The organism is Nostoc sp. C057 (assembly GCF_013393925.1).
Classification (GTDB): domain Bacteria; phylum Cyanobacteriota; class Cyanobacteriia; order Cyanobacteriales; family Nostocaceae; genus Nostoc; species Nostoc muscorum_A.
Genome location: NZ_CP040281.1, coordinates 2946875 through 2972368, shown reverse-complemented (window position 1 = coordinate 2972368; position 25494 = coordinate 2946875). Strand labels below are relative to the sequence as shown.

The following is a 25494-nucleotide window of genomic DNA, read 5'->3' as shown; positions in this document are numbered from 1 at the left end:
CTAAGAAGCTAATGGCAAACGTACCTGAAAGCAGCTACCAATACCGATTTCACTGGTGACGGTAATATCTCCTCCATGAGTTCTAGCGATCGCTAATGCAATAGCTAATCCTAAACCTAAGCCTCCCTCTCGCTGATTTCTAGCTTGATCTGCCCTCCAAAAGCGATTAAAAATTAACGGAATGTGTTCTGGAGCAACACCAATACCAGTATCTTGAACATTTATGGCTACAAACCGCTCAAGTTTAACTAGAGAAACTATGACAGTCCCTCCTTTAGGTGTATAGTGCAAGGCATTTTGCAACAAATTAGAAAATAATCGCTTTAGTTGAATAGCTTCACCTTTGATAAAAACTTCGGTTGATATTTCTGACTTGAGAGTAATTTCCTTAGATACCGCTTGCGGTTCCAAAAACTCTACCAAATCCTCTAATAATTCATCTAAAGGAATACTGATCCATGCAATCATTTTAGGACTCGTTACTGCATCAGTTCGAGCTAATAAAAGTAAATCTTCTACTAATCGAGTCATTTGATTACTTGCAGATGATATTGCTTCCAATTTATTTAAATTAGCTGGATGAATTCTCTCTGGATAACTCATAATCACTTCAACCGAAGTTTTAATAATTGTTAAAGGACTACGCAACTCGTGAGAAGCATCGGCAGTAAACTGTTTTAATTGCTGGATACTTTGCTCAATTGGCTGTAAAGATTGTCTTGTTAGCCACCAACCACCTAAGCCGCTAAGAATTATTACAATCAATCCTCCTAACTCAAATCCCCATAAAACTCTATTTAGTTCTTCTTCTAATTCTTCTGTAGATTCACTTACCCGCACATAGCCTTGAAGCTTTTTTTTTCTTCCAGTTAAACTATGTAGATAAACAGGAATAGTAATACTGCGAATTTTATGGTGTTGGCTGATGTCAAAGTTAGCAGTAAAAGACATTCGAGAAATAGTGGTTCCCGCTTTAGCCAATAGCCGACCATTAGCATCAAACCATTCTACTCCTTGATGATTTTCACGTAAATCTTGCCAAGGAATATCTAAATCTCCATCATCATCATTATCTAAAATTCGAGGTATTTTAGTATTGATTGCTTTTTTGTCTACTGGCGCTGCTATTAAGTTGTGAGCAGCTGCATTTGCTAAAGTGATAATTTCACTATCTAATTTTTGATAAAGATTATAAGATAAAAAATGGTAAACAATTGTAGTAGAAGTCCCCCAAATTGTTACCATTACACCTAAATATGAAAATAAAAGCCGCCTGCCTAAAGCCTGAAGCATCAATTTAAAAAGTTTGTTTGAGTCGATAACCTAAACCGTAGATTGTCTCAATAAAATCAACATTAGCTCCAGCAAATTTCAATTTTTGTCTTAAACTCCGAATATGAACCTTGATTGTTTCTTCTCCTGGTGGCTCTTCAAAAGACCAAAGATGTTTCAGAATCTCGTTGCGATTAAACACTTGATGACTGTGACGTAAAAACAATTCTAAAATTCTATATTCTTTGGGAGTCAGATGTACTGGTTGTTCATTGTATGTCACTTCATAATTACTTGGATCTAAACGCAATTTTTCCCACTCAAACACAGGGGGTAAAATAGTAATTCCCCGCCTTAATAAAGCACGAATCCGAGCCATTAGTTCTTGTAAATCAAAGGGTTTGACAACAAAATCATCTGCTCCCGCGTCTAACCCGATTACTTTGTCTGTGCTACTGTCTTTTGCAGTTAGTAACAAAATAGGTGTAGAATAGCCTTCTTGTCGTAGTTGTTTACACAAAGTTATACCATCCAACTTTGGTAACATCAAATCTAATACTATTAAGTCATAAGGAAAGGCTTTAGCAAACTCCCATCCTGCTTGACCATCACTAGCAATATCAACAAGATAATTTTGGTCAATTAGTACTTCTGCAAGTGCTTTTGCAATCCGATATTCATCTTCAACTAAAAGAATTTTCATAACAGTTTTGTCCTGTTAGCAACAAGATTATTGTTTTTCAAAACTGATAAAAGAGGGATAGTGTCGCGTACTTTCTTAACGTGCTTTCTCAATACTACTTTCTGCCTGTAAGCTAATCGGCATTCAAGTTGCATAATCAGGGCGGGCAAGATGCCCACCCCACAAGATATTGAGAAAATTTTAAGATGAGTTCGCCGAAATAACAAATGCGTAGGCATCGCCATAATTGCAACAATTTAGCTTTGTCATGCCAGCGTAACGCACTGCAAATCTTTGGTGGATGAAGTTTTTCCGACTTGTGTGTACACAGCAGCCTTCTAGGAGAGAGACTTTCAATTTGAATTGTTCAGGCTCAACACTCTCCAGTTTATTAACTCTGCTAACAATGATAAAGTTCGTATTCGTAGCCGTCTACGCTTGGCAAAGATTTAGTATCAGCGACGCAGGTTTTGACGGCTTCTGCTACTGGCGCATGAAAGTTTACCGACCACAAGTCAAAAGGTCGTGGTAGCGTCTTTAAAGTATTTTCTAAAGCAATGGTGGAAGTATTCGGATCATGATATTGATGGGCAAGGAGAAACAAAGAATTTTGGGGCGAATTGGCAAGTTTCAACTCCCTAGCTACTCCCATCATTTCCCCAGTGTGTATATAACTTTTGTGAGTAGTGGCAATCAGTACTGGTACTGGGGATCTTTGTTGGATGAGTTGCACAAACAGGTCAGGGCGATAATATTTTTGATAGCCGAGATTGCAGATTACTGTGACTGCACTAAAAAATCCCATCAGCCAAATTAACATCACGGCTTTTTTACCGTTTATTCCCCATTTACCTATGCTTTGTATGCCATTTTTCCCTTGTTCTCTTTCCATCAATTCTTGGGGAGGATGCCAACAAACTGCAAGACTTGCACCTAGCAAGACAACGATCGCAGGATAGTAAACAAAGTTATATCTAGCGCCTCTGGTCAGGTCAATACCCAAAAAGTACGTAAAGATCAAAAATAAAGCGATCGCACTAACCGCAATTCCAATAAACACCTGAATCATAATCCGGTTTTCTGGATGCTGTAGTTGAATTTTGATCCCACGCAGCAAAATTGGTACTGCCCAAATAAAGAAAGCCAGCATCACTATTCCAGAAGGAATCACCACCAAAGCTTGAGAAGATTCAACCGGTAACAGGGAAATCATTGCAATCAATGTTCCTAAAGCTTGAAAAATTGGGCTTAACCAATCTAGTCCAACGCGCGAACCTCGAATCCACTCGGTCAAAATTCCACGATTTTTGTTCTCTAACAAGATTGGTATCCAAATTAAACCCGCCACCAAAGTACCTACCGCAACGGCATAAATTCGCCGCCAGAGAGAAGAGAAGAGGAGAGAAAATTTGGTGCTAGTTTGCAATTGAAGCCAAGCCAGAGAAATCAAAACTACGGCTTCTGTGTAGAGGGTGAAGGTGAAAAAATAATGAGTAGCAATACCTAAAGCATTAACTGCTACCCAGGAAAGTACTACCCATATAGGTAAAGGTGTGCGGTTTTGAATATGACGTGTGGCAATTACTAAGCAGGTGAGAGAACCAATTACCCATAAAATTGCCAAAGTATAATGACGTGCTTCTTGTGCTAAAAATACGGCGTAGGGTGATACTGCGATCGTGGCAGCAGCCAATTGTCCCACTATTCTCGAACGAAATGCTACTTTACCTAATACGTAAACACACGGTATTGAGGCAGCACCGAATATAGCAGGTAGCGATCGCGCTGCAAATAGCGATACTAATCCTCCTTCACTAGGAAATAGTTTCATCCACAGGTGAGCCAGCACAAAATACAGAGGTGGATGACTATCTTGTGTAGCTAAGTTATGGATGACATCACCAATACTAGCTGCTGGGTTTGGTTGTAGTGGTTGTAATAAGATATCAGGTGCGATCGCCTGATCTAGGGGTACTGATAAAAAATTGTTACCCAAGCTAAACACCAAGGTGGAAAACTCATCAGTCCAAGGAGACTTTGTTGTCAAGTTGGTTAGGCGTAAGCTAATGCCGATGAGCAACCACATCAAAATCAGCAAAGGGTGAAGCCAGGAAGGTGGGAGGCGAGCTTGCCAATAATTATACCAGTGCTTATTTTGTGAGGCAGAACTAGTATCTACAATCTGTACACAAGGGTCAGTAGATGTAGGTAGCAACGAGATAATTTTTTTGTAAAAATAAAATGCACCTTTGAAAATAATTCTCATTGCCAGACCTTATACCAATGGATTTGTAGATTTGACGTTTGAGATTTAAGTTCGTTCTAAAATCTAAGAACAAAAATCAAAATCTCAAATCCCTCGTTGTGATTATTTAACATTAGTGATGCGCTAGCTAAGTTTCATCCTATTTAGGAGGGGATTCAAACCCCTTCTAAATTAAGCCTTCTGCCTTCTTCAACTGAATTTTAAGTTTAACCACTATTTTGTGTTACGTATCAACGCTTACACAATTTTTTATCCCAAAAATTAATCAATACTGTACCATTAAGGCAGCGAAGTCAGCAAATATACAGTTGGTCGAGACTATGTAAAGACTTTTTTAGATTAGTATATTAGTTATACTAATCTAAAATCATTAGTTGGTTAATAACTATAAGTAAAAAAAATACTAGTTTACCAAATTTTAAAATTGGTGGTCAACAAAAAAGTAATGAGTACAGATTAAGAAGTAATCGAATTCTGAATCCTGAGTTATTATTGAATACAGCTAAATTACCTTGATATTTAGCTATATAGTTAAATATTTTTAGGTCATAGTAACGCTGTGTTGCCATAAAAAGTGTAGTTAAAATCAATGAAACCCGCCTTAAATGGCGATTATTATCTTATCAACCATAAGAGCTAGAAAGCAATTCAAAATCCAAAATGTTTGTGTAGTAGCCTCATAGATAAAAAGCACGATACTAGCAAGCTTTTTGGCATTCAGAATGTCCCAATCAGATACATATTAGCTTCTTAAAGTCAAGAGATTTGGACTTTTCCAAGAATTTCTCGACATATATAAAAATAAAATTAACAAAAATTAATATTCGTGTAAATTAAGTATACTATTTAGCAGCCATTGGATTGTAAATCTCTCAAAAGTAACAGCATAAAATCCCCCAAGAGGGCATTGCAAAAAAGGTGAAAATTTTGTTTGTTATTAATTTAATGCCTTTGTTTATTGCTGGTATTGAGTAAATAAACATCTAAAAAATACAGGGTAGATCATGCACATTCCTGATGGATTTGTTTCTGTTCCGGTGGCAGGGGCTACTGGTTTAGCCAGTGTAGCAGCACTTTTTATTGCCTTCGAGCGATCGCAAGAAGCTTTTGGTATTCGTCGTGCGCCCATACTGGGATTAACCACTGCCTTCATTTTTGCCGCCCAGATGATCAATTTTCCGGTAGCAGGAGGTACTAGTGGTCACTTATTAGGAGGAACCTTAGCTGCGATCGTTTTGGGTAGTCCGTGGGCAGGGACATTGTGTATTGCCACAGTTTTAATTATTCAAGCTGTGCTATTTGCTGATGGTGGCATTACAGCCTTGGGAGCAAACATTTTCAATATGGCAGTAGTTGGTGTTTGGGTAGGTTGGATTTTAACCCAAACCTTGCAACGGCTGTTGGGGGGATTTAAAGGGCGTTTACCCCTAGCTGCTGGTATAGCTGCTGGTGTAAGTGTAGTGGTAGCTGCTATAGCTTGTGCTATTGAGTTAGCCCTCTCTGGTACTGCACCTGTAGCCATAGTTTTACCAGCTATGACTGGCGTACATATTTTGATTGGCATTGGCGAAGGGATAATTACTGGGGGTGTGCTGACTTATTTAGCTACAGCCCGACCAGATTTGTTACCAGGGGAACAGCAGGAATTTCGCGGCTGGTCAGTGCCTATTGTCACCATTTTCTTGATTGCAGGAGTGCTGTCACTCTTTGCCTCAGCCTGGCCTGATGGTTTAGAAAAAGTCGCTGAAAATACAGGTTTCATTGATTTAGCTGCGAAAGTCCGGGTAATTGTGCCGACTCCCTTAGCTGACTATACTATTAAGGGTTTGGGGCCGATTGGTACTAGTATCGCTGGACTTATGGGAGCTACAGTTTGCTTTGCTGTAGCCTTTGGGATTGCCAAGGTGGTGAAACCGAAGAATGCTTAAACTTTCTTTACCGTTACGTTTGCAGCTGTCTCTAGTGATTGTGGTGGGAGCAGCGTTACTAAAATATCATGCTTGGTATTGCTTAGGTGTATATGCCGCGATCGCACTTTTGTGGGCTTGGCTGTTGCGCGTATCAATTCGCCACTTGGGAGGATTACTCGGTACAGAATTGATTTTTTTGTCGTTGCTAGCCTTGCCTTTGGGATGGGAAAGAGCCAGCTTTTTACTGCTTCGTTCGCTGGTTTGTCTAGTTACTATGAATAGTTTTTTGTTAACCTTACCGCCCCACAGCTTTGGTATTGCCCTGAAAGGCTTACCCGTACCAGCACCTTTAAAGGAAAACTTGTTGTTAGCTGGGCAATATATGGAAATTTTGCTCTCAGAAGTAACGCGGATGCAGCGCAGCGCTCAATTACGTGGTCTGAATGGAACTACGGGATGGTTGCGCTACGCTAGTGCTGCCATGATTGGAGCCTTGTATCTCCGCAGTCTAGATAGGGCAGAACGAGTGTATGGGGCAATGGTAATTCGCGGTTACAACGGGCAATTGCCCATCGATTCTCCTCTCAGACCGAAAGAGCGTTTTGCCGTATTACTAGCTTGTGCGATCGCTGCTACTGTAACCCTAACTTCTTACAAAATTTAACCCAATCCTCACTCCGCAATATTGAGTTTGTGAATCTTGAAATCATTGACATCTAATCCCCAACCACCAACCCACAACCCCCACGTAACTGTCGTTGAAGTTGAGAACTTGGCCTATGCCTATTCTCGCCAGGAGCCAGTATTACAAGAAATTTCTTTTACTTTGAATAAAGGCGATCGCGTCGCCTTGATGGGAGCAACTGGTTCTGGAAAAAGCACCTTGCTAGAGAACCTAATCGGCTTAAAACAACCCCAAACGGGGAAAATTACCATTAATGGCATCCCGCTAGAAACCAAAACTCTACCCCAAATACGTCGTCAAATTGGCTTTAGCTTTCAAGATGCCAACGACCAACTATTTATGCCCACCATCTTGGAAGATATTACCTTTGGCCCACGCAACTACGGAATCTCACCAGCAGAGGCTAGCGATCGCGCCCGGCAGTTATTAGCTGATTTCGGACTAGAAGCCTACGCTAATCGTTCCGCTCACGAACTTTCTGGTGGACAAAAACGCCTTGCTGCCCTAGCCTCAATTTTAGCCCTAGACCCGACAATTCTAATTTTGGATGAGCCGACTAACGGTCTCGATCCAGCATGGCGAAGACATTTAGCGCAAGTGTTGTTAAAGTTACCAGTGCAGGTGATGTTAATTGCCTCCCACGATCTACATTGGTTAGGTAGAGTTACGCAACGCGCTTTAGTGCTGTCTGGTGGTCGAATTCAAATAGACGGCAATATTCAGCCACTTTTGCAAGATGGTGCTACTTTAGACCAGTTAGGTTTGCCCATAGATTGGTAATTTGAGATTGGGGCATGGGCCAATGGTACTAGGAAAACGTGAAACCTTTGTCTGAGGGAGGTGTGGGAGGTGTGGGAGGATGGGGAAGAAATCTGACTCCCCTCTCTCCCCACACTCCCCACACTCAAAAGCCGGTTAATAAGGGGTTTGCGCTTATCTTAGTGTCATTCGGGCATGGGCACAGAAGTGGAGTTTAAAGAATCATCCACTATTCTCTCTGCCCATTGCCCGTAATATTAGATACTATATTTTGGGTTTTATTGCTGTTGGGGTGTTAATGTCTGTTTTACATAAATATACTGTTATTGCTCCTGTTAGCCTGAGCATCGCTTTGTTCGTTACCAGTTGCAGCGAAAATAAAGTTTCTCAGTGCCAGCGACTGATTCGAGTTGTAAATGCCGGAACTTCTCTGATTGATAACAATAAAGGAAGGCAAGTCATCACCAGCATACAACTGTCTAAAGATTTAGAATTTGTGACTAAATCGATTAAGGAACTGAATTTAAAAGATCCCAAGCTGAAAGAATATCAAAGCGGTTTTGTCAATATTTTTCAGAATCTTAGTCAAGCGATCGCCAAAGCCGGTAGAGCGCTTGGTGCAACCAAGACAGCAGAAGCTTCAGAATCGGGTAGAGAAAAAATCCAAAAGGCTAGAACCGAAATTGACTCAGCACTGACAACAGCTACAACTCTTGGCAAGAAGTCAGATACGTTAGTCAATCAGATGAATAAGTATTGTAGCGAGCCAGAATAATTTATCTGGGAATTGGGAATTGGGAATTGGGCATTGGGTATGGCTGAAGAATCAATAAATAGTTCTTCTCCCTCTGCTTCCCCTGCTCCCCCCGCCCCCTTCTCCCCAACCACAGCCATAGTAATTTTTATCACTCTTTTTTCATGAAATTTCCTGATATACACCAACTTTGTCTGTCAAAAGAAATATTGGTGTAAGTCAAATGAAATACCATGAGTGATATTAGTCTACTGATGGCGGGTGTGCTAGCAACAGGGCCAATCTCTGCCCTTAATTTACCAGAACAGCCTGTAATCACGCCAGATAATCTGGTGCAGCAGTCAACACAAGAAAATTTATCTCAAGTTCTATCGCCTGCTGAAATTACACCACCTGAATTTGTGCAGCCAGATATAACTACTTCATCAGCTACAAAGCATAAGTACGAAAATATACTTAAAAAAAGCAGAGAAAAAATTCAATTTATAAATTCCCCTAATTTACCTGAGTTAAAAAATACTCAAGCTGTAATAGAAGTTGTCCAGAACCAGGAAAACACAGAAGAATTCTCTCTATCTCCTCAGCCTCCAGACTCAGACAACCAAATGTCTCAAGTCACATCGGTGTCACAACTTAAAGACGTGCAACCTTCCGACTGGGCTTTTGATGCTTTGCAATCTCTAGTAGAACGCTATGGCTGCATTGCGGGATACCACGATAGGAATTATCTGGGAAACCGCACCATCAGTCGTTATGAATTTGCGGCTGGTTTAAACGCTTGTTTAGAGAAGATTAACGAAGCGATGCCTGCGGCGGGCTACGCCTACGCTAATAATAAAATTAATACTGTTAATAGTGAAGATTTAATCCTGCTGCAAAGGTTGCAAAGCGAATTTCAAGCAGAATTGCAGCAATTACAGCAGCGTGTTGAGGCTGTAGAAAACCGGACTACTGAATTACAAGCCAATCAGTTTTCCACAACTACCAGATTATTTGGTCAAGCCGTTTTTAGCGTTCAGGGAACCAATAACCCCGATGTGGATTTGTTTCCTAGAGATGGAGTTCCTGAACGTCAGGGAAAAACCAATCTGACTTTTACAAGTAGTGCCCAACTAACCTTAGCAACTTCATTTACAGGGCGAGATTTGCTGTTAACAGGGCTATCTGCGGGTAATTTGGGTTCTAATGCAGCGTTGCTATCTACCAATATGGGGCGGTTGGGTTTCGAGTCAAATACAGACAACAATCTAGTTGTTAGTGACTTATCTTATCGATTTGTCGTCTCGGATAACTTCGGAATTGTCGTAGGTACGGCGGGAGTCAACCCCATCAACACTTTTCGGGGTATTAGTCCTTTAGAAGGTTCTAGCGACGGTGCAATTTCTCTATTTGGTCAGCGTAACCCGATTTTAAGTATTGGCAACGGCACTGGTGGTATAGGCTTTGATTGGCAAATTAGCGATCGCATCAGTTTGCAAGGCGTTTATAGTGCAGAAATTCCTAGTTTTTCTGGCAACATCAATCAGGGCGGACTATTCGGCGGTAGATTTACTGCTGGCACTCAGTTAAGTTTAGCGCCCACCGATAACATCGATATCGGCGTACATTATCTTTATTCCCACTCCCCAGATGGCTTATTAGGAAGTGGTATCGGCGATTCTCAACTGATTTCGCCTTTTGCAGATGCAACAGCTTTTGATACCCAAGCCATTGGCGCTACCGTTGCTTGGCGAATCAACCCTAACTTGCAATTGGGCGGTTGGGGTGGCTTTACTTCTTCCAAACCATTCAACCTTCCTGGAAGTGTAGAAACTACAAACTGGATGGTGTTCGCGGCCTTTCCCAATTTGCTGCGTCCTGGAAATTTAGGGGGCGTTCTCGTCGGACAACCGCCCAAAATTACTTCGAGTACTTTACCCGATGGCTTCAATTTTCCCAAGTTTTCTGATGGGGGAACAGCAGGTGGACGTAGTGACACATCAATTCACGTAGAACTTTTTTACCGCGCCCAACTGAGTGATAATATCGCCCTGACTCCAGGCTTATTCGTCATTTTCAATCCCGATCACAATGCTGCTAACGATACTTTAGTCGTTGGAGCATTAAGAGCAACTTTCCGGTTTTAACTTTATACCGATGAAAATGTAATAAAAAGCGCTATTTTTGTACTGACTAATTCAGTATGAAATGCTTGCATCGCCCAATAGAAGGAACGAGAAGCTGCGCGTATTTTTTTATATGTGATTAAAGGAGCAAATTTTTCATGAAATTAGATTCATTAACTAAATTGGGTTGTGCAGTTGTTAGTAGCAGCAGTTTAGCCGCAGCCATCATCGCCTCATCTGGAACAAGTGCTTTTGCTCAAATCACCATTCAAAGCACTGGTACATTATCAGGTACTATCCAACTTCCCAGCATTAATCCTAATTTCAATGGCAGTACGACTCGTGTTGATACAGATGACGCAGGGACTTACTCACGGAATTTAGGTACAAAGAACAATCCTAATTACGTTCCTGTATACAAGTCAGACTATGTGAAGGTACAAACACGCTCTGATGGTAGCCTGCATTACTTTGTTGACTTTAAAGGCATTCCGATTGTCTCCTTTAATGGCGTTCTGAATTCGCCGATTCTCTCTGGTGGTGAGTTAACACCCTATAAATACCAGGGAAGATTAGCAGGAACCACATTTCAAGGAGTAGTTCAGGATGAATTTAATCTCACAAAAGCCTTATACACTGGTACTGTGACCGATCCAAAAACCGGAAATCAATATCAAGGAACCTTTGAAGTGAGTGGATATGGAGTCCGATATAGCGATCGCAATGGTGGTGCAACCCCCACTGTCTTTGATTTCAAGTCCGATATCCCAGGTTCGCCAAAGGTGACTTCTTTGGAAATGACTAACTCCCCCCTAGCGAGGATAACCATCAAAGTACCTGCAAATGCAACTCTTATAACTCCCACACCAGTTGGTGGTGGTAGTACGCCAACTCCTACACCCGTAGTTAGTGGTGATAGTACACCTACTCCCCCGCCAGTAATTAGCGGTGGTAGTACATCTACTCTGCCAACAATAGTTGATGGTGGAAGTGAATTCACTGTTACACCAATAGTTGATAGTGGAAGTGAATTCACTGTTACACCAATAGTTGATGGTGGAAATGAATTCACTGTTACACCAGTAGTTGATAATGGAAGTGCGATCGCTTCCCCGACAGCTACAAGGAGTAATTCTCCATCCCTTTCTACTACACCTAATATGGAATTCAGTAACGGTAATTCCTTAGAGGGTAATCAAGTAATGGTTAACCCTGCAACCCTTGTTCAAGCTGCTTGTTTACAGGATTCTACCAATAGCTGCACAATACCCGCTTCACCCAAACAAGCGATCGGCCCCCATAGTCGAGTACTAGTACGTTAGTGATTTGAGAGCTTCTTTTGCCCCCCTTTTTTAGCTACGGTGTACACATCTCTCTACAAAACCAAAATGTTGTAGCTCCTCCTAAATCCTCCGATAAATTGGAGGACTTTGAGAGGTTTTTGCCCTCTTTTTTAAGGGGGGTTGGGGGGATCAAAAGCTTGTGGGGCAACTTTTAAAGACTTGTGTGTACACCGTAGCCTTTTTTTAGGGTGGTTTTATACAAGTAGAGGAAAACTAAAACGGTGTTTCAAAGCCTCTCCCCGAAGCGGAGAGAGGTTTGGAGAGGGGGAAAAGCCGTGCCACAAAATGAAAAATCTAGACTTATGTATTTTTCTTTCTTCGTATGAAACCACCTCTTTTTTTAAGCGGATCAAAAGCCTGTGAAACGACTCTAGAAGACTTGTATGTACAGCATAGCCCTGTAAACTGAGAGAGTTTGGGGTGTGGTCTTGGCAAAAGTTTTAAGGTGCTTCTGGAACTCTAGCAGGACAAAATGGAATCAATATGTATGATACCCAGGACAGAGGCAACATTGCAATTAAAAAAGTCCACTAGAAGTTATTAGTGGCGTTTTATTTGCTCAGGCTTCGTCTCAGTGGTAGATTTTACCCTGATGATTTTCTGGCTATACTAGTGATTTAAGCTGATTGATTGATAAATTTCATCCCCCAGTATGAAACACATAAAAACTAGAAATTTCAGACATAATATTAAGTGTGCATTTCCTTTTAAGCGACACAAAAGCCTTGTCTGGTCTTAGAGTAAATAAATTTCCTTGGGGGTAAAAAATTTCATCAGTCAATCACTGAGGTTATTAACACTAACATTACAGAGTCAATCTAAAACAATCAAACATCTTCTGAGTTAGCACCTATGAAAGAAGAATTGATAGCCAGAATTATACAAGTATTGCAAATTAATATGAGTTGGATGACTTGGAATTTATTTCTGGCTTTTATACCTTTGGCTTTGAGTGTGTGGCTATTTCGCATGAGGCGCGGTGGCACTTGGCTTTGGTGGCTAGGATTCTTAGTTTTCTATGCTTTCTTACCAAATGCACCGTATTTGTTGACCGATGTAATCCACTTGATAGATGATATCCGCACAATTCAATCTGTGTGGATGATTACTTTAATACTCATACCTCTGTATTTGCTAGTAATTCTCGGTGGATTTGAAGCTTACGTAATATCGTTAATTAATTGGGGTTACTACTTACATCGCATCGGTAAGAGTCAATGGATTTGGCGCGTTGAGTTAATTACACATTTTCTCTGCGCTGTTGGTGTTTATTGGGGACGATTTTTACGTTTCAACAGTTGGGATTTTATTACTCAACCCGATGCCGTACTTACCAAAGGAGTAGAAGAAATTCTGGGAAAACAACCCTTGGTAATTATTGCTATCACCTTTGTGGTACTTGCAGGTTTGTACTGGATTATGAAACGAGTAACTTTAGGTCTTAGCAAGCCAGGTAGTAGAATCGGTATCAAGTCAGAAAGCACTAACTCTAACACGCCAAACATTTGATGTTCCTAGCAATTTCAGATTTTAAATTTGGGGTTTTCATTAGTAATTCCATTGATGAATATTGCCTATCAAAAGAAAGATGCAACTAAACCCTCCTTAAGGTGAAATAAATTCAGAAGCAAACGGTTAGACTTTAACTGCCACCATCTGAGAATAATGTCTTATCAGATCGTTGAATATCGATGATCTGATCTGATGTTTTTGATCCGTTTATAGGAGGGGTATCTTATGGAATTAATTTCTAGAGAAGAAATAAAGACATTAATAGAACAGCCAAAAGGGAATTGTGTTTCAATTTATATGCCAATGCACCCAGCCGGGCCAGAAGTGCGACAAAATCCAATTCGCTTTAAAAATTTGGTCAAGGAAGCGGAGACTCGTTTAATTGATGCGGGTTTGGAGGAAAAAGATGCGATCGCATTATTGGAAAAATCCCATGAAATTGATACCCAAGAGTTTTGGGAGCAAAAGGGAGAGCCAGGGTTAGCGATTTTTATTTCTGAAAATATTTTTCGCTATTATACGCTGCCAATTGATTTTCAAGAGTTGGTTGTGGTTACAGACCGATTTCACATCAAACCACTGCTGCCAATTTTAAATGGCAATGGTCGCTTTTATATGCTGGCGTTGAGCCAAAAAGATGTCAGATTCTTTGAAGGAACACGCTACAGCGTCAAAGAGGTGGAAGTAGAAAATCTCCCTAAAAGTCGAGATGAAGCTCTGCAAATAGACGAGACTGCCCAAGAAGGTGAGTTCCACCTCGCACCATCAAAAGGAGGAACCACTAATCCTTTTTCACAGTCAGGCACATTTCACGGTCAGGGAAGTCCTGACAGAGATAAACAACAAGAATACATACTACAATTCTTTCAGATTATCGATCGCGCATTACACGAAAAACTGAAATTGCAAAAAGCGCCTTTGGTACTGGCTGGGGTAGAGTATCTCTTGCCTTTATATAGACAGGCAAATACTTACCAGCATTTGATGGATGAAGCTATTACTGGTAATCCAGAAATTCTCAGTGCCCAAGAGTTGCATAATGAAGCTTGGCCGATTGTCGAGGCTGATTTCCAGAAGTCTCAAGAAGAGTTTTTAGAGCAATTTCACGAATTGTTTGGTGGTGATACTGGTAAAGCATCTAACAACCTGAAAGAAATTGTCTCAGCAGCTTATTACCAACGAGTGGATTCATTATTAGTTGCAGTTGGTCAACAACAGTGGGGTTTATTCGATCCAACCTCAGAAACGGTTTATTTGCACCCAGAAAAAGAAGCTGGTGATGAAGATTTGTTGGATTTTGTTGCTGCTCATACCTTATTAAATGGTGGCACGGTTTACGCTGCTCCCTTTGAACAGATTCCATATAGCACACCTGTTGTAGCAATTTATCGATATTGAACAAACATTTTGACGGTGTTGTATAAAGGTGAATGTGCTATATATAACACCAACGATCATGACAATTCGCTCCTCGATCACGCAATCTCTAATCGGTTTAGCTCTTTTCAGTACAAAGGCTGTATTTACCCAGACTGCAACAGCAGAAACAATAATTGGGCAATCGGGCAATGTGCGGGCAGAAATATCTTACGAGAAGCCAGGTGATGATGGTAAGGGCTTTTTAGCAGCTTATTTGGCGGATAAATATTTGCTGAATCAAGGACAGGATGGTTGGCAACGGGTACAACAAGCTTATAAAAAAAGCGACCGTACTAAATTCTTCGCCGATTTACGTAAGTTTTTGCGCGAAACAGGTTACATCAAATAAATTAGCAGTGAGCAATTAATTTATAACTTCTAACTACTGAAGCTTTCGTCGTGCTGCTGCTAAAATTAGGCGTTGTTCAGCACGAGCGATCGCCTGATATGTTCGCTCCACTGCTTCCGGTTCAACGGAAATAGAAGTTATGCCCCATTCCACTAATTTATCGATGATTTCTGGATAAAGGGCTGGTGCTTGACCGCAGATTGAACAAGGTATACCGGCACTTTTAGCCATTTGGATCAGTTGAGCGATCGCACCCATAACTGCGGGATGACGTTCATTAAATACTTTTGCTAGTTGTCCTTGTTCTCGATCCACTCCGAGCAATAATTGGGTTAGGTCGTTTGTACCAATGGAAATTCCGGCTGCGCCTGCTTTCACATATTCCGGCAGCAAAAATAGTACGCTTGGCACTTCCGCCATCATCCACAATTGAAACTGCGACACCTCGGTTAAAAGAGCTTGCTCAACTTTGCGACGGCAAAAGACAAATTCTTCTACAGTCCGCACAAAAGGTAATAGTAGGTTGACATTGCTGTAACCAGCCTGCTGTACCCTTGCCAAAGCTTGCAGTTCTAACTCAAACACTACGGGATTTCGTAAATAGCTGAAAGTGCCGCGTTCACCCAACATCGACTGGGGTGAAGATTCTAAATTATCACTCAATGATGGTAAATCCTGCGATCGCCAATCTAAGGAACGATAAAAAACTGGTCTTGGTGCAAAAGCACGAGCAAATTGCATAATCTGCTCAGACCATAACTCTAATAATTCTGCCTGACGACCGCCTAAAATCCAACTATTGGGATGTTGTCCGTCCAATATATTTAATACCATCAATTCTGAGCGCAATAATCCCACGCCATCCACAGGGAAGCTTTGCACTTGTTCTATTAAACTGGACTGACTCAAGTTAACCAGTAGTTGGGTAGCAATCATGGGTAGATGAGAAGTGAAAGTAGGATAGGGCGCTTTTGGGTTGGGGTGATGTGGGGAAAGAAGTTTTTCTTCTCTCTCTTTCTCTATCTCCTCCTTTGAGTCTCCTTTGATGCGATAAACTTCTCCTCTGTCGCCATCAAGCAGTAGTCGTTCGCCCGTTTGGATTAAGGTTGTGGCAGATGTTGCGTTTACTACTGCTGTGATCCTTAATTCTCTAGCAAGAATTGCGGCATGGCTGGTTAATCCACCTTGTTCTGTGATAATACCAGCAACTTGGTGTAGTAATGGTAGCCAATCAGGAGTAATTGTTGGTACTACTAAAATCACACCCTTGGGTAGTTGTTCGGGTTTCTGTTGTGAATGAAGAATTACTAAGGCATTGGCCACAACACGTCCCCCTGCTGCTCCTAGTCCCCTAATGAATTGTCCGTGGGGAATTACAGATTGGGGAGAACTAGCTTGTGTGATGTAGAGCTTGTTAGATGTGGTTTGTTGAGCAATAGTCCATTTAATGGTAAAAGTTTTACCTAGTTCACTTACTAGTTGAGTTCCTAAAGCAATTATTTGTTGTAAATATTCTTCTTGTAAAGCGTACTGTTCTTGTTGGGCTTCTGGAAGTACGTAGGTACTTAGAGAAAGATGATCTGGTGTTAGTACTGAGTTAGGTGTGGGTTGCGAAAAAGCTTCAGGCGCTGCATCATTCACGCCATAAGCCAGCATTTTATTGCCCAAATGTTGCTCAAGCACAACTCCAGTTGCCTGTTGAATGTAGTAGATATCTGGCTGGACTTCACCAAGAGCGATCGCAACTCCTAATCCCCAAGTAGCCTCAATTTCCCAGCCAGAGGAGTTGGCTTTGAGCAAACCACTGGCGATCGCATTCTCAACAGGTTGCACCAAAACTGCTAGATTTATTTGTTGCAGATTAATTCCTGCTCGTTGCCAATATAGGAGACTTCTGGCACGAAATATCTGACTCCAAGTGCGCTTTAATGCCCAAGCGATCGCTTCAGGTTCGCACTGGCAAAACACCGACTCCAGCAAACCAGATATATTCTTTATACCTGGAGTAGCATTTGATATTGATAAGGTAGGTCGAAGAATCAGACAGCTAGTTTGCCATTCCTTAGCTGCTTGGAAAATTGTACTCACCCACTGCTGCGGCACAGTCGCAGTGAGAATTTCTTGGCGCAAGCGACCAGCTACCTGCTGAAGTTGCCGCCAATTAGCAACATCTAGATGTAACGAAGAATGGGGTAAGTCAGCTACTAATGACTCTGAACTATTGAGATTTTCAAGAAATTGCCGCAAAATTTCTGCCGAAACGACAAAACCAGGCACCACCGGATAGCCACGCTGCATGATTCTGCTCAAGTAAAATGCTTTGTCACCTACTTTGGCGCGGTCTTGTAATTTAATTTGGTCTAGCCAGTAGAGTTTGTCCACTCAATTTGTTAGTTGTCTATTTGTAGCCAGAGTTGTAGATGTCAGTATCACATTTAATTATTTAGTGTATGGGTTAAATCTAGCAATTTAAGGTAAACTTTTATAGTTCATTCATTTAAAATAGTTGAGATAACTATTTAATCAAGCTAAAATTCATGTCGTTTACCCAGATTGCGATCGCTGTCATAATTTAATAACGGAAACTTTGTTTGGTTTTGATAACAAAATATCTTAATTGGAAAATAATCTTAAGAATGGAAGATGTTAATTTACATCTAAAAAAGTATCACTGAATTGAAATAATCTAAACTTAGTACTTGTATTTGATTTTTTAAAAAACCCTTATTGCCTATTAGAGGATGTTTGAAAAGTGGTTGGCTGTGATTTTAGGTACCTATTGATCCCCCCTAACCCCCCTTAAAAAGGGGGGAACCGGAATCAAAGTCCCCCTTTCTAAGGGGGATTTAGGGGGATCTAGAACTTTTCACTACCGAGAAGAGGACTTTTCAAACATCCTCTTAAGCCAAGATTAAGTTCAAAAAACAAAGCAGATGACTAGATGATATAAACTTTCAATTACACCCGTTGAATTAGACTCCACCAATATAAAGAGTAAAATATTTTTGCACTATTTGGTAAAAATATTAATAATTAACCTAGTACAACACGGCGGAAATTTGCCAACCTTTAACAAAGGTATTTTTTCCCAAGTCTTGTTAATTGAGATGGTAACTGGATTTCCCCTTGCTGTACTATGTAAATAAGTTGGCGCAATAGAATCAAACTATGTAAAGAAAAATGAACTAGGCTAAAACCCTTATACCTATTGACTGTAGCAAGATTGCCTATTGCCTGATCCCAACGACAATTATTTACGCCCACTTAGCTTATATAAAATTATTTACACCAGACTAAACATTGCCAAACACTTACTACATTGCAACTAATGATTGGCTAAATATCAGCTTCAGATTATGCTTTGCATTATTTATAGGAGCGATTATCGGCTTAGAACGCCAAATTAGCCGCAAACCAGCCGGTTTAAGAACTCACACGCTGGTGAGTCTAGGTTCAGCTGTGTTTACCTTGATAATTATGCAAACAGAAGGGCTGCAAAATAGTCCTGATGCACTTAGCCGCGTCATTCAAGGAATTGCAGCCGGTGTAGGATTTCTCGGTGCTGGAGAAATTGTGCGCCAATCTTCTCAAGAATCACAGCGACTTGAAATTCACGGACTCACATCAGCAGCAGCTATTTGGGTTTCGTCTGCATTGGGAATTGCAGCCGGTTGTGGTTTGTGGCAGTTAGGATTGATTGGTACTCTGCTGACTTTTCTGATTCTCAACGTTTTTAAAAGGTTAGAAAAACATCAATAAATGAGTAGTGAGTGAATGAAAAATGGGTATTTACTCATTACTTATTACTTATTACTCCTTACTCCAGAATCACCGTGCGTTCACGGCGGTGAGGATGTCAAAAATTTGGGATTATTTCTCCTGCTTTCACAAAAAGAATTTGGGATGACTTTAACCACTGGGAATCAAAAGAACCCAAGTGAGTGGTAGTAATTAAGGTTTGAAAGCGGTCTTGAATAGCATCAAGCAATTGATTTTGACGGGATAAATCTAGTTCGGCAAGAACATCATCAAGTAATAGCAATGGTGGCTCTTTGACGACTTCCTCAATTAATTGTAATTCGGCTAATTTTAAAGCTAGAACCAGCGTTCGTTGTTGACCTTGAGAACCGTATTGACGAGCGGGTGTCTGGTTAATAGTTAATTCTATTTCGTCTCGATGGGGGCCGACAAGAGTAGTACCTTGGTGCATTTCAGCAACGGCTCGCTGCTGGATTTTTGCTAAAAAAGCTTGCTGTACTTCTTCTGGATGGTTATCCTCTGAAGGAATATTAGGCACGTAATTGATTTGCAGAATTTCTGTACTGCCGCTAATACTGGTATGCCTTGCACTAGCAATAGGAGCCAATCTTTGGATGGCGCGATCGCGTCTTCTAATTACCCTGGTTCCTGTGGTAGCTAACTGTGCATCCCACACAGCTAGTTCTGAGTGCAGAGACGTTGCATCCAAAGTCTCTACATGGCGTTTTAAAAAGGCATTGCGCTGGCGTAATACATGATTATACTGCTGCAAAATGTGAGCATAAACTGGTTCGAGTTGAATTAAGAGTGTATCCAACCAGTTGCGGCGAACCTCCGGGCCGCCGCGTACTAGGTCTAAATCCAGGCTGGAAAACTGCACTGCGTTGAGAACGCCAAGAAAATCCATTTGACGGCGGATAGACTCACCATTGAGAGCAACGCTCCGACGACCATTGCGCCGGAGGGTTAAAGTCAGGTCACTAACGCCTGTTTGTCGCTCAAGAGTGGCATTAATTTGGGCTATAGCTTCCCCTTCTTGAACCAAATCGCGATCGCGGGTCATGCGGTGCGATCGCAATGTCGCCAGCAACTCCACCGCCTCCAACAAATTCGATTTTCCCTGAGCGTTATTACCTACCAAAATTGTTTTGGCAGCATTAAATTCAACCTTTTGGTCTTGATAATTGCGAAATTGTCGGAGGTTTAGAGTTTTCAGGTACATAGCAGGGATTGGGAATTGGGAATTGGGAATTGGGAATTGAGCATTAGGAAGGATGGAGAAAAATAAGAAGTAAAAGATTAGAGGGGTAGAAGAGAATAACCAATGCCCCATTCCCCATTTCCCATTCCCAATTCCCCATGCCCAATTTACACAGCCTTCTTGCCCATAATCCGCAGAAATATTTTCTCCGCTTCAATCCAGACAAACATTAAGGCACTGAAGCCAATACAAACGCCCAATTCCTGCATATTGAGGTAGTGAGTACCAAAGAAATCTCGCAGGGGTGGGACGTAAATTAGCATCAACTGCAAAATCGTGGTGACGACAACAGCCGCTAGTACAAAAATATTGGAGAAGGGATTCATCTCGATAGTCAGTCGGTTATTGGAGCGAATAGCGATCGCATGACCCATTTGGGCAATACACAAGGTCGTAAATACCATTGTTTTCCAAGTTTCGGGATCGCCTTGATACCCAGCAGCATGGGTATGTTGATAAGCCCACCACATCAAGGCAATGGTGATAATGGCAAAAATAATCCCAATGCGAATCATGTAAGAACCCAATCCCCTAGCGAAAATACTTTCGCGGGGACTAAAAGGCGGACGTTGCATCACATCCGGTTCTGGAGGTTCCACAGCTAATGCCAAGGCTGGTAAACCGTCTGTCACCAAGTTCATCCAGAGAATTTGTAAGGGGGTAAGGGGAACGCCTCCCAAACCAATTAAGGGTGCGGCTGCAATGGTCAGAACTTCGCCAATGTTACTGCCCAAGATGTATTTAATAAAGCGGCGAATATTGGTGTAAACAACTCTACCTTCCTTGGTGGCGCTAACAATGGTGGCGAAGTTGTCATCAAGTAACACCATATCGCTGGCTTCCTTACTGACATCAGTGCCAGTAATGCCCATTGCAATACCAATATCGGCTTGTTTGAGGGCTGGGGCATCGTTAACACCATCGCCCGTCATCGCTACAAACCGTCCCCGACGTTGCAACGCTTGGACAATTCGCAGTTTGTGTTCTGGGGAAACCCTAGCATAAATGCTTACTAGGTCAACGTTTTGCTCTAATTCCTCATCACTCATCCGTTGCAATTCTTGACCGGTGAGAACGCGATCGCCTTCTTGGGCAATTCCTAAATCGGTAGCGATCGCTCGTGCTGTTAATTGGTGGTCGCCAGTAATCATCACTGGGCGAATACCTGCATCTCGACATTCTTGGACTGCTGCCCTCACCTCTGGGCGTGGCGCATCCAGCATTCCTACCAATCCCAGCCACACTAATTCTTGCTCAGATGCCTCGCTTGAACCGTCCGGTGGAATTTCCGCGAGAGATTTGTAGGCAAAACCTAGTACCCGCAAACCTTTACTTGCCATCAGGTCATTTTCTGCCAAAATTTTCTGGCGTTGTTCTTCGGTTAAGGGGGCTGAGTGATTGCCCAAATGAATCTGAGTGGAACGTGCCAAGGTTAACTCTGGAGAACCTTTGGTAAACATTAAGTAAGGTTCAGATTGGAGAAAACCGGCGATCGCTGGGTCAACGCCTCTCGAAGACGCTTCACCTGTGGCGACTCCCTCCACTTGAGAAATCACGCTCATCCGCTTCCGTTCTGAGGAAAAGGGGAACTCAGCGACGCGAGGTAACTTACTGTTCCACTGGTCTTTTTCGATTCCGGCTTTTCCCGCCAGGGTAACTAATGCTCCCTCTGTCGGATCTCCCAAAATTGCCCATTCACCTTGTTCTTTTTGCAACACTGAATCATTGCAAACAGCACAGGCGACTGATAACGCGGAAATTTCTGGAGACTCCTCTAAGGAAACTTTTTGACCATCTAACTGAAAGTCCCCTGTAGGAGCATAACCTTCGCCGGTGACACGAAAAGTTTTGTCATTGGTATAAACCGATTGCACCACCATTTTATTTTGAGTCAGGGTGCCGGTTTTATCAGAACAGATGGTGGTTACAGAACCTAATGTTTCTACTGCTGGCAGTTTGCGAATCAAGGCATTTTGGCGCACCATTCGCTGGGTTCCCAGTGCCAATGTAACGGTAATTACAGCTGGTAAACCTTCTGGTACTACAGCAACCGCCATACTCAAGGAAACTTCCAAAAGTTCTTGGATGTTTTTAAAACCTCCGTCCTTGATGACACCACCAACGACGACGATCGCCACGAGAATTAAAGAACCCGTAACCAGGACATTACCCAGTTGAGTCATGCGTTGCTGTAAGGGTGTAGGTTCACTTTCCACCGCCTGCAACATCGCAGCAATTTTGCCTAATTCTGTAGTCATGCCGGTGTTAGTCACCAGAACCTTACCGCGTCCTTGGACTACCTCGGTTCCTTGATACACGACATTAAGGCGATCGCCTAATGATGTTTCCTCTGGCAATTTTAGTGATGCCTGTTTATTCACCGCTTCGGCTTCACCAGTCAATGCCGACTCACGCACTTGTAAATTAGACTGTTCTATTAAACGTCCATCCGCAGCTATCTGCATTCCAGCTTCCAGCAGCATTACATCCCCTGGAACTAGTTCCTTGGCTGCTATCTCCACCAGTCTGGTGTCGCGGATGACCCGTACTAAGGGAGAAGTCATTTTTTTCAGGGCTGCCAAGGCTTTTTCGGCACGGCTTTCTTGGACATAGCCGAGTATGCCATTGAGAATCACAATTGCTAAAATAGCGATCGTATCTTTAAATGGCACTTCACCGGGCTTCAAATCGCCCGCCCGCAAAGCCATCAGGTCTAAAAACCCAGAAATCAGAGCTACGCCAATCAGCATCAACAACATAATGTTCTTGAACTGATCTAGCAGAATTTCCCAAGCACTACGGCCAGCAGTTTCTTCAAGTTCGTTGGGGCCGTATTTTTGCAACCTCTGTTGAATTTCTTGAGGTGTTAAGCCACTGTCTGCATTACTATCGAGCAGTTCTAGCGCTTTATCAACTTCTAAACTATGCCAAACGGCGGCACCTTCAGGCAGAGAATTAGCAGACATCGTGTAGGTCACAGCAAATGGTTACAAAATTCGATCATAATTTAGTGATGGCAGGAATTCCATCTTCTAAAGTTACATTAAGGCGATCGCCTAGATATGTGAAGGAGACGGAAGGAACTTTTCAGTTGGGGATTTGACCCCGGATGAATTTAAGTCATTGAAGTCATTGAACTATCGTTAATGGGGTTTTAAACCCAAGCTTGCTCTGGTGACAGCAGTTCAAGAGTGAGGATATTTTTCCTCCTGTCTTGCTTGATAAATGTATATGTAATTCTTAACATTTGTAAATCCCCCCATTTTGACATAGTATTATTTCTCACGAAAGAGTTGATCGGAACACATTTTACCGATAATTATGAGTAATAGAGCTTTGAAGCTTTGTTACAGAGGATATGTCACAATTAATTTTAGGCTGCCATTCCTTTCATTTCATCCCGTAGTCAATAGCCAGGATGTATGGCACGATTGCATTTCTTCATTTTTAATTTTGCGGAAAGTTGAGCCAGTCCCTTGCGTATTTCGCCGCTCAAGTAAACTGGAGTGCCATTAGGGTTTCCCAATCTAGCAAACTTTTCCAGCTGAATTTTGAATTTTGAATTACCCAGGCGTGCTAAACCATTCAATAAATATGCTTAATATGAGTTTTGCACTCCCCACTTTGACCGTTAGCCAGATGTTTGGGCAAAAAACAATTCGACCGCTTACTGCTGCTACCCTGTGTGGCATTACTTTCATTAAAGATAGACTCATTGCCATTGACAGTATTAAAGGGCATCTACTGGAGATTGATCCCACCTCTGACAACAGCAAAATTCTCAATCCCCATCAAGTTAAAGAATTTACCGATGTCACTGGTATAGCGGTGTGGGAAGATTCCCTGTGGGTGAGCCGCGAAAATAGTGTTTACTTGTGCAAGCTCAATGCTTTGGGTCTGGAACATTTCGTGACATTGCCTTATCCGGCTGATGGCGTTGCTGTTTGGGAAACAACAGTTTATGTCAGCTGCCAACGGCTGGGCTACATTTTGGTTTATGACCGCGAAACACGAAAAGAGATTACGAGATTTTATGCCCCTGGAGTTGGAATAGAGAATTTAGCCGTTAACCAAGAAATGCTATGGATTTGCGATCGCACCGAACAATCAGTGTACGCAATGGACAGGGCAACAGGAGAACTGCAATTTAGTGTCCTGACACCGTTTGAATGTCCTACAGGCATAGCGATACATAAAAATGGCGAAACAGGTAAAGAAAGTATTTACGTTGCCTACGCCTCAGAGGAGCCTTATATCCGGGATAACCCCAATGCCGATCCCAGTCATGAATTAACATTCCGCGATCGAACTTTTATTCATCCCCTGCATTATCATTACCAGCCAGATAAGCGCTACGCCCTCTCTAATGGCTATCTCATTGAAATGTCTTATGCTGAGGAAATTGCACCCTTAGACGAGGTGTATTTACCTGATGTCGAATGGCGCATTGCCCTACCATCGGAAACTGAGCGTCAAAAGGTGAAACACGTTGAAGCAATTGGTATACCCTTTACAGAAGAAGTAATAGAAGGGCAACGTGTAGCAGTCTTTAAATTTGATTCTCTTGCCCCAGGTGAACGGCATATATTTGGCTGGAAAGCACTTGTGGAAGTTCGAGGAATTAAGTATCGCATCACGCCTAGAGATGTTGAAGATATACCTGAACTATCTCCAGAATTACAAACACGCTACCTAGTAGATGACGACGATTTAGCAATGGATACTACCATTGTTCGCCGTGCCGCCAGAGAAGCAATTGGTTCTGAAACAAATGTACTGCGAAAAATGCACAGCATCCGCAACTACGTATACGACCAGTTATCTTACGGTATTAAACCTTACATCGACACGCCAGATATAGTTTTAGAACGGGGCGTTGGTTCCTGTGGGGAATATGTCGGCGTATTGCTTGCCCTAGCCCGTTTAAATGGCATCCCCTGCCGCACCGTAGGTAGGTACAAATGTCCTCCCCATAGTGACTTACTAGGAGTACCACTACAACCAGACTTTAATCATGTTTGGCTGGAGTTCTACGTCCCGAATTTTGGTTGGTTGCCAATGGAATCAAATCCTGACGATATAGGTGAAGGTGGGCCTTATCCGACGCGCTTTTTTATGGGCTTATGCTGGTATCACATTGAAATTGGCAAAGGTATCACTTTTGAAACCGTGACAAGTCAAGGTGCGCGGCTAACCAAAGAAGATATCCCCATCGGTGATTTAGCGATTAATCATATTCGGTTCACAATTCTTAAAGAATTACCACCCTTTTGAATTTCTTCGATTTATTTACCCGAATTATGCTTTTTAATTAGCTCCTGTTTTTCAGGATTATTGAGCCAGTCTTTTAGAGCCTCAGCGATATGATCGCTGAGGTTTTTATCTGCTTTTTAGGCTATGTTGATTTAGTGGTTTTTC

17 protein-coding genes are annotated in these 25494 nt (G+C 42.0%); 11 read left to right on the top strand and 6 right to left on the bottom strand.

Features of this window, described 5'->3' with window-relative positions:
* From FD724_RS12980 to FD724_RS12970, 3 genes are all read right to left on the bottom strand, one after another.
* On the bottom strand, positions 1-1245 hold the full coding sequence (locus FD724_RS12980; protein ID WP_199346384.1) for a cell wall metabolism sensor histidine kinase WalK: 1245 nt from the start codon (positions 1243-1245) through the stop codon (positions 1-3).
* A 52-nt stretch (positions 1246-1297) separates the two neighbouring features.
* A complete protein-coding gene (locus FD724_RS12975; RefSeq protein WP_179072915.1) occupies positions 1298-1975 on the bottom strand; it encodes a response regulator transcription factor in 678 nt (225 codons plus the stop codon).
* 379 nt (positions 1976-2354) lie between these two features.
* On the bottom strand, positions 2355-4220 hold the full coding sequence (locus tag FD724_RS12970; protein ID WP_256874548.1) for a glycosyltransferase: 1866 nt from the start codon (positions 4218-4220) through the stop codon (positions 2355-2357).
* 1004 nt (positions 4221-5224) lie between these two features.
* Here FD724_RS12970 and FD724_RS12965 point away from each other — a divergent pair.
* The 9 genes from FD724_RS12965 (at position 5225) to FD724_RS12925 (ending at position 15056) form a co-directional block, all read left to right on the top strand.
* Positions 5225-6148 (top strand): energy-coupling factor ABC transporter permease, encoded by a 924-nt coding sequence (locus FD724_RS12965; protein WP_179072914.1) that lies wholly within the window; start codon positions 5225-5227, stop codon positions 6146-6148.
* The gene (locus tag FD724_RS12960; protein ID WP_114085387.1) at positions 6141-6794 is read left to right on the top strand and encodes an energy-coupling factor transporter transmembrane protein EcfT; all 654 of its coding nucleotides are present in this window, start codon (positions 6141-6143) and stop codon (positions 6792-6794) included. Before FD724_RS12965 ends, FD724_RS12960 begins: the two co-directional genes overlap by 8 nt.
* Before the next feature lie 36 nt (positions 6795-6830).
* Entirely contained in the window at positions 6831-7595 is a 765-nt protein-coding gene (locus tag FD724_RS12955; protein WP_179072913.1) for an energy-coupling factor ABC transporter ATP-binding protein, read from the top strand.
* Between the two features lie 277 nt (positions 7596-7872).
* Positions 7873-8349, top strand: a complete 477-nt coding sequence (locus tag FD724_RS12950; protein ID WP_179072912.1) for a hypothetical protein — start codon at positions 7873-7875, stop codon at positions 8347-8349.
* Between the two features lie 212 nt (positions 8350-8561).
* On the top strand, positions 8562-10454 hold the full coding sequence (locus tag FD724_RS12945; RefSeq protein ID WP_179072911.1) for an iron uptake porin: 1893 nt from the start codon (positions 8562-8564) through the stop codon (positions 10452-10454).
* A gap of 137 nt (positions 10455-10591) precedes the next feature.
* Positions 10592-11755 carry a hypothetical protein gene (locus FD724_RS12940; protein WP_179072910.1) on the top strand — a complete coding sequence of 388 codons (1164 nt, stop codon included), beginning with the start codon at positions 10592-10594 and terminating at the stop codon, positions 11753-11755.
* Positions 11756-12628: 873 nt separating this feature from the next.
* Positions 12629-13285, top strand: coding sequence for a DUF1361 domain-containing protein (locus FD724_RS12935; protein ID WP_174708844.1), 657 nt, complete (start codon positions 12629-12631; stop codon positions 13283-13285).
* 228 nt (positions 13286-13513) lie between these two features.
* On the top strand, positions 13514-14686 hold the full coding sequence (locus FD724_RS12930) for a hypothetical protein (RefSeq protein WP_179072909.1): 1173 nt from the start codon (positions 13514-13516) through the stop codon (positions 14684-14686).
* A 58-nt stretch (positions 14687-14744) separates the two neighbouring features.
* Entirely contained in the window at positions 14745-15056 is a 312-nt protein-coding gene (locus FD724_RS12925) for a hypothetical protein (protein WP_256874547.1), read from the top strand.
* Between the two features lie 33 nt (positions 15057-15089).
* Here FD724_RS12925 and FD724_RS12920 read toward each other — a convergent pair whose 3' ends face one another.
* On the bottom strand, positions 15090-17438 hold the full coding sequence (locus FD724_RS12920; RefSeq protein WP_179072908.1) for a putative PEP-binding protein: 2349 nt from the start codon (positions 17436-17438) through the stop codon (positions 15090-15092).
* Between the two features lie 918 nt (positions 17439-18356).
* Here FD724_RS12920 and FD724_RS12915 point away from each other — a divergent pair.
* The gene (locus FD724_RS12915) at positions 18357-18815 is read left to right on the top strand and encodes an MgtC/SapB family protein (protein ID WP_179072907.1); all 459 of its coding nucleotides are present in this window, start codon (positions 18357-18359) and stop codon (positions 18813-18815) included.
* Positions 18816-18912: 97 nt separating this feature from the next.
* Here FD724_RS12915 and recF read toward each other — a convergent pair whose 3' ends face one another.
* Both recF and FD724_RS12905 read right to left on the bottom strand, forming a co-directional pair.
* A complete protein-coding gene (recF, locus tag FD724_RS12910) occupies positions 18913-20037 on the bottom strand; it encodes a DNA replication/repair protein RecF (protein WP_179075496.1) in 1125 nt (374 codons plus the stop codon).
* A 146-nt stretch (positions 20038-20183) separates the two neighbouring features.
* Positions 20184-23042, bottom strand: coding sequence for a cation-translocating P-type ATPase (locus tag FD724_RS12905; protein WP_179072906.1), 2859 nt, complete (start codon positions 23040-23042; stop codon positions 20184-20186).
* Between the two features lie 637 nt (positions 23043-23679).
* On the opposite strand from FD724_RS12905, the gene FD724_RS12900 reads away from it, so the two are divergent.
* Entirely contained in the window at positions 23680-25350 is a 1671-nt protein-coding gene (locus FD724_RS12900) for a transglutaminase family protein (protein WP_179072905.1), read from the top strand.
* Positions 25351-25494 lie beyond the last annotated feature (144 nt).

Coding starts and splice junctions, on each gene's coding strand:
- recF (WP_179075496.1), bottom strand. CDS start 20,037: ATGTACCTGAAAACTCTAAACCTCCGACAATTTCGCAATTATCAAGAC.
- FD724_RS12940 (WP_179072910.1), top strand. CDS start 10,592: ATGAAATTAGATTCATTAACTAAATTGGGTTGTGCAGTTGTTAGTAGC.
- FD724_RS12965 (WP_179072914.1), top strand. CDS start 5,225: ATGCACATTCCTGATGGATTTGTTTCTGTTCCGGTGGCAGGGGCTACT.
- FD724_RS12930 (WP_179072909.1), top strand. CDS start 13,514: ATGGAATTAATTTCTAGAGAAGAAATAAAGACATTAATAGAACAGCCA.
- FD724_RS12970 (WP_256874548.1), bottom strand. CDS start 4,220: ATGAGAATTATTTTCAAAGGTGCATTTTATTTTTACAAAAAAATTATC.
- FD724_RS12950 (WP_179072912.1), top strand. CDS start 7,873: ATGTCTGTTTTACATAAATATACTGTTATTGCTCCTGTTAGCCTGAGC.
- FD724_RS12945 (WP_179072911.1), top strand. CDS start 8,562: ATGAGTGATATTAGTCTACTGATGGCGGGTGTGCTAGCAACAGGGCCA.
- FD724_RS12960 (WP_114085387.1), top strand. CDS start 6,141: ATGCTTAAACTTTCTTTACCGTTACGTTTGCAGCTGTCTCTAGTGATT.
- FD724_RS12905 (WP_179072906.1), bottom strand. CDS start 23,042: ATGTCTGCTAATTCTCTGCCTGAAGGTGCCGCCGTTTGGCATAGTTTA.
- FD724_RS12935 (WP_174708844.1), top strand. CDS start 12,629: ATGAAAGAAGAATTGATAGCCAGAATTATACAAGTATTGCAAATTAAT.
- FD724_RS12925 (WP_256874547.1), top strand. CDS start 14,745: ATGACAATTCGCTCCTCGATCACGCAATCTCTAATCGGTTTAGCTCTT.
- FD724_RS12975 (WP_179072915.1), bottom strand. CDS start 1,975: ATGAAAATTCTTTTAGTTGAAGATGAATATCGGATTGCAAAAGCACTT.
- FD724_RS12980 (WP_199346384.1), bottom strand. CDS start 1,245: ATGGTAACAATTTGGGGGACTTCTACTACAATTGTTTACCATTTTTTA.
- FD724_RS12900 (WP_179072905.1), top strand. CDS start 23,680: ATGAGTTTTGCACTCCCCACTTTGACCGTTAGCCAGATGTTTGGGCAA.